The organism is Phenylobacterium sp., assembly GCF_024508875.1.
GTDB lineage: Bacteria > Pseudomonadota > Alphaproteobacteria > Caulobacterales > Caulobacteraceae > Phenylobacterium.
On sequence record NZ_JANINU010000090.1, the window covers coordinates 1 to 8,423 of the forward strand.

Annotated in this window: 9 protein-coding genes; 8 read left to right on the forward strand and 1 reads right to left on the reverse strand. The window is 67.7% G+C overall.

The window, feature by feature from the left end; genetic code table 11:
* Window positions 1-81: 81 nt before the first annotated feature.
* Both tuf and Q0L11_RS08150 read left to right on the forward strand, forming a co-directional pair.
* The gene (gene tuf, locus Q0L11_RS08145) at window positions 82-1,272 is read left to right on the forward strand and encodes an elongation factor Tu (RefSeq protein WP_296596569.1); all 1,191 of its coding nucleotides are present in this window, start codon (window positions 82-84) and stop codon (window positions 1,270-1,272) included.
* A gap of 126 nt (window positions 1,273-1,398) precedes the next feature.
* The gene (locus Q0L11_RS08150) at window positions 1,399-2,481 is read left to right on the forward strand and encodes a class I SAM-dependent methyltransferase (protein WP_296596570.1); all 1,083 of its coding nucleotides are present in this window, start codon (window positions 1,399-1,401) and stop codon (window positions 2,479-2,481) included.
* Here the strand turns inward: Q0L11_RS08150 and Q0L11_RS08155 are convergent.
* Window positions 2,463-3,443 carry an MBL fold metallo-hydrolase gene (locus Q0L11_RS08155; RefSeq protein WP_296596572.1) on the reverse strand — a complete coding sequence of 327 codons (981 nt, stop codon included), beginning with the start codon at window positions 3,441-3,443 and terminating at the stop codon, window positions 2,463-2,465. The two genes, Q0L11_RS08150 and Q0L11_RS08155, sit on opposite strands and share 19 nt — an antisense overlap.
* Before the next feature lie 165 nt (window positions 3,444-3,608).
* Between Q0L11_RS08155 and Q0L11_RS08160 the strand changes: the two genes are divergently transcribed.
* From Q0L11_RS08160 to rplD, 6 genes are all read left to right on the forward strand, one after another.
* Window positions 3,609-5,102, forward strand: coding sequence for an adenosine deaminase (locus tag Q0L11_RS08160; protein WP_296596574.1), 1,494 nt, complete (start codon window positions 3,609-3,611; stop codon window positions 5,100-5,102).
* 88 nt (window positions 5,103-5,190) lie between these two features.
* Window positions 5,191-6,018, forward strand: a complete 828-nt coding sequence (locus tag Q0L11_RS08165) for a DUF2807 domain-containing protein (protein WP_296596575.1) — start codon at window positions 5,191-5,193, stop codon at window positions 6,016-6,018.
* 3 nt (window positions 6,019-6,021) lie between these two features.
* Window positions 6,022-6,867: a hypothetical protein gene (locus Q0L11_RS08170; protein ID WP_296596576.1), complete on the forward strand. Its 846-nt coding sequence runs from the start codon at window positions 6,022-6,024 to the stop codon at window positions 6,865-6,867.
* A gap of 274 nt (window positions 6,868-7,141) precedes the next feature.
* A complete protein-coding gene (rpsJ, locus tag Q0L11_RS08175; RefSeq protein ID WP_110449816.1) occupies window positions 7,142-7,450 on the forward strand; it encodes a 30S ribosomal protein S10 in 309 nt (102 codons plus the stop codon).
* A gap of 13 nt (window positions 7,451-7,463) precedes the next feature.
* The gene (gene rplC / locus Q0L11_RS08180) at window positions 7,464-8,231 is read left to right on the forward strand and encodes a 50S ribosomal protein L3 (RefSeq protein ID WP_296596587.1); all 768 of its coding nucleotides are present in this window, start codon (window positions 7,464-7,466) and stop codon (window positions 8,229-8,231) included.
* Window positions 8,228-8,423 (forward strand): 50S ribosomal protein L4 (gene rplD, locus Q0L11_RS08185; RefSeq protein ID WP_296596588.1); only part of this gene is annotated, 196 nt, incomplete at its 3' end. The genes rplC and rplD, both read left to right, overlap by 4 nt.

The following is an 8,423-nucleotide window of genomic DNA, read 5'->3' on the forward strand; positions in this document are numbered from 1 at the left end:
TGCAGCAGCCTTCCAAGCTGAGGATGCGGGTTCGATTCCCGCTACCCGCTCCAACCCTTTAGACCGCCCCGGCAGGACCCAATGGCCAAAGAGAAGTTTGAACGCACGAAGCCGCACTGCAACATCGGCACGATTGGTCACGTGGACCATGGGAAGACGACGTTGACGGCGGCGATCACGATGACGCTGGCGAAGACGGGCGGCGCGACGGCGAAGAAGTACGACGAGATCGACGCGGCTCCGGAAGAGAAGGCGCGTGGGATCACGATCAACACGGCGCACGTGGAGTACGAGACGCAGAACCGTCACTACGCGCACGTGGACTGCCCTGGTCACGCCGACTACGTGAAGAACATGATCACGGGCGCGGCGCAGATGGACGGCGCGATCCTGGTGGTGTCGGCGGCCGACGGCCCGATGCCGCAGACCCGCGAGCACATCCTGCTGGCGCGTCAGGTGGGCGTTCCGGCGCTGGTGGTCTACATGAACAAGGTCGACCTGGTGGACGACGCCGAACTGCTCGACCTGGTCGAGATGGAAGTTCGCGAGCTGCTGTCGAGCTACGAGTTCCCGGGCGACGACATTCCGATCGTGAAGGGCTCGGCGAAGGTTGCGATCGACGGCGGCGACCCGGTGATCGGCGAGCAGTCGATCCTGGAGCTGATGACCCAGGTGGACGCCTACATCCCGCAGCCGGAGCGTCCGATCGACCTTCCGTTCCTGATGCCGGTGGAAGACGTGTTCTCGATCTCGGGCCGCGGCACGGTGGTGACCGGGCGGATCGAGAAGGGCGTGGTGAAGGTGGGCGAGGAAGTCGAGATCGTCGGCATCCGTCCGTCGCAGAAGACGACCTGCACCGGCGTGGAGATGTTCCGCAAGCTGCTGGACCAGGGCCAGGCGGGCGACAATGTGGGCGTGCTGCTGCGCGGCACCAAGCGTGAGGACGTCGAGCGCGGCCAGGTGCTGTGCAAGCCGGGCTCGATCACGCCGCACACCAAGTTCGTGGCCGAGGCCTACATCCTGACGAAGGAAGAGGGCGGCCGCCACACGCCGTTCTTCACCAACTACCGTCCTCAGTTCTACTTCCGGACCACCGACGTGACCGGGATCATCAAGCTGAAGGAAGGCGTGGAGATGATCATGCCGGGCGACAATGCGGAGCTCGACGTGGAACTGATCACCCCGATCGCCATGGACCAGGGCCTGCGCTTCGCGATCCGCGAAGGCGGCCGTACGGTCGGCGCCGGCGTCGTCTCCAAGATCGTCGAATAAGCCCACGCGCTCTCCCGAGCGCTGAGCAACAAGAGATCGGCCGCCCAGGGCAACCTGGGCGGCCTTTTTCGTCGGTGACGCTCCCTTTGGTTGTCCGCTAGGATGGCTGGAATCGTCGGAGCGCCCATGCCGCAGGCCGCAAACCTCCCGCCGTGGGCGGCTGCTGTATTCCGGTCCGATCTCGCCGAGGCGGGGCGGACAGCCTCCGGCGCGCCAATCTGGCGGATCGCGGACGACACCTCGCAGGCGACGATCTCCGACCAGTTCCGCGCCAACGCGGGCGACTACCACGCGCGGTATTCGGCCAGCGATCACTTCCAGCGCCTGTTCGAGACGGCGCTCGCCGTCACCTCGACGCGGATCAAGCCTGCGCCCGTCGTGCTCGACCTCGGCAGCGGCTCGGGCGTCAATTCGGTCGTGCCGTGCCTGCGTCTGTTCGGGGGCGCCAGGATCGTCGCGACCGACCTTTCGCCCGAACTTCTCGCCATTCTGGCCGAGAACCTCGACCATTTGCAGGCCCGCGAGCGGGTGACCTGCGTGGTGATGGACGCGATGGGCGACCATGTGCGGCCCGGACGCTTCGATCTCGTGACCGGCGCGTCGATCCTGCACCACCTTCTGCAACCCCAGCTCGGTCTGGCGGCGGCGGCCCGCGCCCTTCGGCCCGGCGGCAAGGCGATCTTCTTCGAGCCTTTCGATGGCTACAGCCTCGTGCGCCTGGCCTATCAGCGGATTCTGGCGGAGGCGCCCCAACACCCCGACGCGCCGCTCGATCCCGCCGTCTCCGGAGTCTTCAAGGCTCTGGTCACGGACATCGCCGCCCGCACCGAGCCGGATCCGACGGGGCCGAACTTCCCCTACATGGACGACAAGTGGCTGTTCGCCCGCGAGTGGATCGAGACGGAAGCGCGCAGACTGGGCTTTTCTTCCGTCGAGTTCGTCGCCCACAACGATGGCCAGCATCTCTATCGCGCCGTCACCCAGGTCCAGATTCGCCTCGCGACCGGTTCCGAGGCCTTGACCGTCCCCGATTGGGCGCTCGCCATCCTCGACGAGTTCGATCAGGCCGTGCCGCCGACAATCAAGCGCCGGATGATGCTGGAGGCCACGATCGTCCTGACCCGTGGTCCGACCCCGCCGATCTGGAGGCGAGCCCTGCGCCGTGCGCGGCGGGAGCTGACGAAGCGTCTTCAGCCCGTTGTGCAGTAGGCGCTCTTGCCGCCGTGCGCACGCAGGACGTCGGCGACATAATATTCGGTCATGCCTTGGGCCCGCTTGGCCAGGGCCGGATCCTCCCCGAGCAACGGGGTGACGGCCTTGGTCCAGGCAGCGGCGCATTCGGCCTTGTCGCGGGACGAGGCGGCGCACGCGACGACCTCGTTGAAGGCGGTCCGGTAGAGATCGAACTGCGCCCGCGACATCGGCGCGCCATGGCCGGGGATCAGGGTCGTGAAGGGTGTGGCGGCCACCTGGTCGAGCGCGGCGGCCCACCCCTTCGGACAGGCCGTATCGAGAAAGGGGGCGGGGAGGGTGACCAGATCGCCCACCGCGGCCACCCGGGTCTTCGGATCGTAGAGCCAGACATCGCCAGCCGTGGCGGCGTCGCGGGCGAGGTTCACTTGCAGACTCAAGCCGCCGAGATCGCGCAGGCTGGAACCCTCGATGACGATGTCGGGCTTCAGGGCCGCGCCATTGGCCGTGGTGGCGATGTCGCCCCGAATATCTTCCTGGGTCTCGGGCGGCAGCTTGCCGGGGGCGAGATAGGGCGCCGCATCGGCCGCGCTCTTGGCCAGGAAACCGGTCAGGGCCTCGTCGATGGCGCCGCTGGCATAGAGTCTCGCCTTCGGATAGGCGGCCTTGAGCGCCGGGTCGCCGCTCACATGGTCCAGGTGCCAATGGCTGTTGACGATGGCGACGATCGGCCGGCGCTGGGCCTCGGCGAAATCGAGGATCGTCCGCCGCCGCCAGGGATGGCGCCCGGTATCCATCACCACCAGGCCCTTCGGCGCGCGGAAGATGATGGTGGTCCCATCCGGTTGCCGGTGAGGCGGGAAGGCCGAGGCGATCATCCATACGCCGGGCGCGACGGGGCGGACCTGCTCGACCGGGGGCTGGGCGAAGGCCGGCAAGGCCGCGAGGGCGAAAAGCATGGCGAGAGCGGCGTGGCGCATGGCGAAGTCCCCAGATCTCGCCAGCAGTCGCGGCCCAGCCGGGCGTGCTGTCAAATCTCCGATCTTTAACTTTCGGACCTTGGCCGCGCGGGCCTAGACTTCGGGTTCAGCCCCAACTTGACTTCGCTCTGGGCCTCGGGCCGCCTGCCGCAACGGGAGGGGACCATGGGCTGGAGATTCGTCGGCGGCTTGGTGGGGCTGGTCCTCACGTCTCTGGCCTTGGGCGCGCGTGCGGCGGAGCCTGACCTGACGCGGATGAGTCCGGCGGAACTTGTCGCCTTCGCCAAGGCCATGCCCAAGGGCGGCGAGCTTCACAACCACGTCTCGGGCGCGATCTTCGGCGAGACCTGGCTGGACTGGGCGGCCCAGGACGGGCTTTGCGTCGACATCAAAGCCCTGGCGTTCGCTCCGCCCTGTCAGCCTGGCGACACGCTGAAGCCCGCGACGGCCGTGGCGGCGGACGAGACCCTGCGCCAGGCCATGCTGGACAGCCTGTCGGTGCGCCATTCCGGCTTTCTCGACCGATCCGGCCACGACCAGTTCTTCACCGCCTTCCAGAGGTTCGGGCTCGCCGGCGCCAGGCGGGACGGCGACGCCCTGGCCGAGGTGCTGAACGGGCTGGCCCGGCAGAACACCTTCTATCTGGAGGCGATGATCGGGGCCCAGAGCGTCGCGGTGCGGGTGGCTGGCGCGAAAGCCGGATGGAAGGGCGGCGACTTCGCGGCCCAGAAGGCGGCGCTGACCGCGGCAGGGCTGGAGGCCCTGGTTCCCGCGGCGATCGCCGAGACCGACGCCCTGGAGGCGCGGACTCGGGCGGTGATGAAGTGCGGGACGCCGGGGGCCGCCCCAGGCTGCCAGGTCACGGTCCGCTACCTGTTCTCCGCCAACCGGATCATCCCGCCCGAACAGACCTTCGCCCAGATCCAGTTCGCCGTGGCCCTCATCGCCGCCGACAAGCGGTGGGTGGGCGTGCAACTGGTCGCGCCGGAAGACAACCCGGCCTCGATCGCCAACTATCGCCTGCACATGCGGATGGTGGACTTCCTGACCGAGCATGGCCGCAAGATCCCCGTGGCGCTGCATGCGGGCGAGATCACCGCCAAGTACGCCACGCCGGCCGAGCTCGCCTATCACGTCTCCGACGCAGTGCGGGTCGCGGGCGCGCGGCGGATCGGCCATGGCACGGACATCGCCGGCGAGGATGGCGCCGAGGCCCTTGCTGCTGAAATGGCCGCCAACGGCGTGCTGGTCGAGGTGAACCTCTCGTCCAACGCCGCGATCCTGGAGGTCGCCCCGAAGGATCATCCCTATGCGTGGCTTCGCGCACGCGGCGTGGCGGCCAGCCTATCGACCGACGACGCGGGCATCCTGCGCATCGACCTGTCGCGCGAATACGGCCGCGCGGTGGAGACCGGCGCGACCTATGGCGACCTGAAGCGCTCCGCCCGCAACGCCATCGCCTTCTCGTTCCTGAGCGGGGTGGGGCTCTGGGATGATCCCGGCGTCTACAGAAAGCCGGCCAAGGCCTGCGCCGGCGAGATCGGGGCGGCCGCGCCGAAGCCGGGGGCTTGCGCGGATCTCGTCGCCCTGAGCGACAAGGCGCGGGAGCAATGGCGGCACGAGTATTTGCTGAAGGCCTTCGAGGCCGGCTGGAAATGACACCTGTGTCATGACCTCGAATTAAAGTGTCTCGCCGGGGCGCCGCGGCTAGCTTCCGGTCCAAGGTTGTTCAACAAGGAGGAGACGGATGCGTCTTCTGACTGCAGTCGCCGCGACGGGCCTGACCCTGGCCGCCGGCGCCGCCCATGCCGCTTCGGTCGAGGTCAAGGATGCGGTGGCCCGCGTCGTGGTGATCCCCGAGGCGCGTTCGGACATCAAGGTGGAGATGCTCACCACCAATCCCAGCCTGCCGATCACCGTCCGCACCCAGGGCGAGCGCACCATCGTCGACGGCAATCTCGGCCGCCGGATCCGGAGCTGCCACGCCGAGGGCGGCCGGGTCCGCGTACGGGTCTCGAACGTCGGCGATGTCGCCTATGACGACATGCCCCAGATCGTGATCCGCACGCCCAAGGACGTCAGGGTCGGCGCCGGCGGGGCGGTGTTCGGCTCGGTCGGCAAATCCGCCAGCCTGGACCTGTCCAACGCCGGGTGTGGCGACTGGACCATCGCCAACGTGGCGGGGAAGATGAAGATCAATCAGGCCGGCTCCGGTGACACCAACACCGGCAGCTCCGGCGAGGCGATCCTGCGCGTCGCGGGCTCCGGCGACGTGCGCACCGGCCCGGTCGCCGGTCCGATGACCGTGGAAGTCGCCGGCTCGGGAGACATCGACACCGCCTCGATCGCCGGCTCGCTGGACGTGAAGATGGCCGGTTCGGGCGACGTGAAGATCGCCGGCGGCCGCGCCACCGACATCGTCGTCTCGATCGCCGGCTCCGGAGACGTGAGCATGGGCGGCACCGCCCAGAACCTGCGCGCGAGGATCGCCGGCTCGGGCGACGTGCGCGTCAAGCAGGTGACCGGCCAGGTCTCCAAGGCGATCATCGGCTCCGGCAGCGTGACGATCGGCTAGGCCGTGCGCGGGGCGGCCATCATCCTTCTGGCGACGACGCTGACGGCAGGCGCGGCGATCGCGGCGCCGTCGGTGCGACTCGAGCCGCTCTGGAGCCTCGAGGGCTTTGAGGATCCGGAGAGCGTCGCGGTCTCCGCGGACGGCAAGACCCTATTCGTGGCCAATGTTGCGGGGGAGGGAGACGCCGTCGACGGCCGCGGGTTCATTTCCCGCGTCTCCCGCGACGGCAAGCTGCTGCAGAAGGAGTGGGTCGGCGGAATGGACGGCCCCAAGGGAGGCGTCGTGGCCGGCGACCGCCTCTATGTCTCGGACATCACCCGGCTCGTGGAAATCGACATTCCGACAGGACGGATCGTCGGCCGCTATCCGGCGCCCGATGCGAAGTTCCTCAATGACGTCGCGGTCGCCCCCGACGGAACCGTGCTCGTCGCCGATTCTGGGGGCGCAAAGATCTTCGCCCTGAAGGCCGGCGTGATGGTCGACTGGGCGGCCGAACCCCTGCTGCGCGCGATCAATGGCCTGCTGCCGGAGCCTGATCGCCTGGTGATCACCACCATGGCCGGTAAGCTGCTGGCGATGGACTGGAAGAGCCACGCGATCACCGTCCTGGCGGACGGGATCGGGCAGGGGGATGGCGTCGCCAGGCTCGACAACGGCCATTACCTGGTCAGCGAGTGGCCGGGGCGGCTGTTCGAGTTTGCGCCCGGCGGCGCGATCGACACCCTGATCGACAGCCGCCAGGCCGGAACCTACATCAACGACTTCATCCGACTGGGCGACGTGCTGCTCGTCCCGAACTGGAAACCGGGCCGGCTCAACGCCTATCGGATCGCGCCCAGTCGCCCTTGACGAGTCCGAGTCGCGCACGTATAGACGCGCCTCCTGTTGGACCGGCTGTGCGCTCCGAAGTGATTTGGAACGCAGACGCGGTGCGCGGAACGACCTGAAACCGAGAGAAATCAAGGGATCGGGGCAAGACCCATGCGAAGGCTCGCGTGGGTCATCATTCGTTTTTGCGGACTTTCGCGTACGCGCGTCTCCTCAAAGAGGCGCACGAGTTGGTCTTTGAAATGGTCAAAGTCACGCGGACGCCCGCCGTCTGTAGGGGAAACTGAAGAGCGATATGGATCGTCAGAACATCCGCATCCGGCTCAAGGCCTTCGATCACCGCGTGCTGGACCATTCCACGCGCGAGATCGTCAATACGGCCAAGCGCACCGGCGCGACCGTCCGGGGGCCAATCCCCCTGCCGACGCAGATCGAAAAATTCACCGTCAACCGCTCGCCGCACATCGACAAGAAGTCGCGCGAGCAGTTCGAAATCCGCACGCACAAGCGCGTGCTCGACATCGTCGACCCCACCCCGCAGACCGTGGACGCGCTGATGAAGCTCGACCTGTCCGCCGGCGTGGACGTCGAGATCAAGCTCTAAGGGGATCGGTCCGATGCGAACCGGCGTGATCGCCAAAAAGCTGGGTATGGCTCGCTTCTTCGACGAAGCCGGCGCCCACGTGCCCGTGACGGTCCTCAGCCTTGAAGGCTGCCAGGTCGTCGCCCACCGCACCAAGGACAAGGACGGCTACGTGGCCCTCCAGCTCGGCGCGGGCTCCAAGAAGCCGAAGAACACCACGAAGGCGCTGCGCGGCCACTTCGCCAAGGGCGAAGTCGAGCCGAAGGCCAGAGTGGCCGAATTCCGCGTCTCGGAAGACAGCCTCATCGACGTGGGCGCGGAAATCACCGCCGACCACTACGTGCCGGGCCAGAAGATCGACATCACCGGCATCACGGTGGGTAAGGGCTTCGCCGGCGGTATGAAGCGCTGGAACTTCGGCGGTCTGCGCGCCACCCACGGCGTGTCCGTGTCGCACCGCTCGCTCGGTTCGACCGGCAACCGCCAGGATCCGGGCCGTACCTTCCCGGGCAAGAAGATGGCCGGCCATCTCGGCCAGGAAACCGTCACCACCCTCAACGTCACCGTCTGGCGCGTCGATGCCGAGCGCGGCCTGATCCTGGTGAAGGGCTCCGTGCCCGGCGCCGAGGGCTCGTTCGTGAAGATCCGCGACGCGGTGAAGTCGCAGGCTCCGGCGGACCTCCCGTTCCCGGGCGCCATCAAGAAGGCTCACTCGGCTCCGGCCGCCGCTGAAGACGCTGCTCCGGCGGCGGAAGAAGCGCCGGCCGCCGAAGCGACCCAAGCCGAGGGCGAAGAACAATGAAACTCGACGTCATCAAGCTCGACGGCGGGAAGGGCGGTTCGATCGAACTGTCCGACGCCATCTTCGGCATCGAAGAGATCCGCGGCGACATCCTGCAGCGCGTGGTGACCTGGCAGCTGGCCAAGCGCCGCTCGGGCAACCACAAGATCCAGGTCCGCAACGAAGTCTCGCGGACCTCCAAGAAGATGTACA

Excerpts from the sequence above, each read along its gene's own strand:
- Q0L11_RS08165 (WP_296596575.1), top strand. The coding sequence starts at position 5,191 with ATGCGTCTTCTGACTGCAGTCGCCGCGACGGGCCTGACCCTGGCCGCC.
- Q0L11_RS08155 (WP_296596572.1), bottom strand. The coding sequence starts at position 3,443 with ATGCGCCACGCCGCTCTCGCCATGCTTTTCGCCCTCGCGGCCTTGCCG.
- rplC (WP_296596587.1), top strand. The coding sequence starts at position 7,464 with ATGCGAACCGGCGTGATCGCCAAAAAGCTGGGTATGGCTCGCTTCTTC.
- rpsJ (WP_110449816.1), top strand. The coding sequence starts at position 7,142 with ATGGATCGTCAGAACATCCGCATCCGGCTCAAGGCCTTCGATCACCGC.
- Q0L11_RS08150 (WP_296596570.1), top strand. The coding sequence starts at position 1,399 with ATGCCGCAGGCCGCAAACCTCCCGCCGTGGGCGGCTGCTGTATTCCGG.
- tuf (WP_296596569.1), top strand. The coding sequence starts at position 82 with ATGGCCAAAGAGAAGTTTGAACGCACGAAGCCGCACTGCAACATCGGC.
- Q0L11_RS08160 (WP_296596574.1), top strand. The coding sequence starts at position 3,609 with ATGGGCTGGAGATTCGTCGGCGGCTTGGTGGGGCTGGTCCTCACGTCT.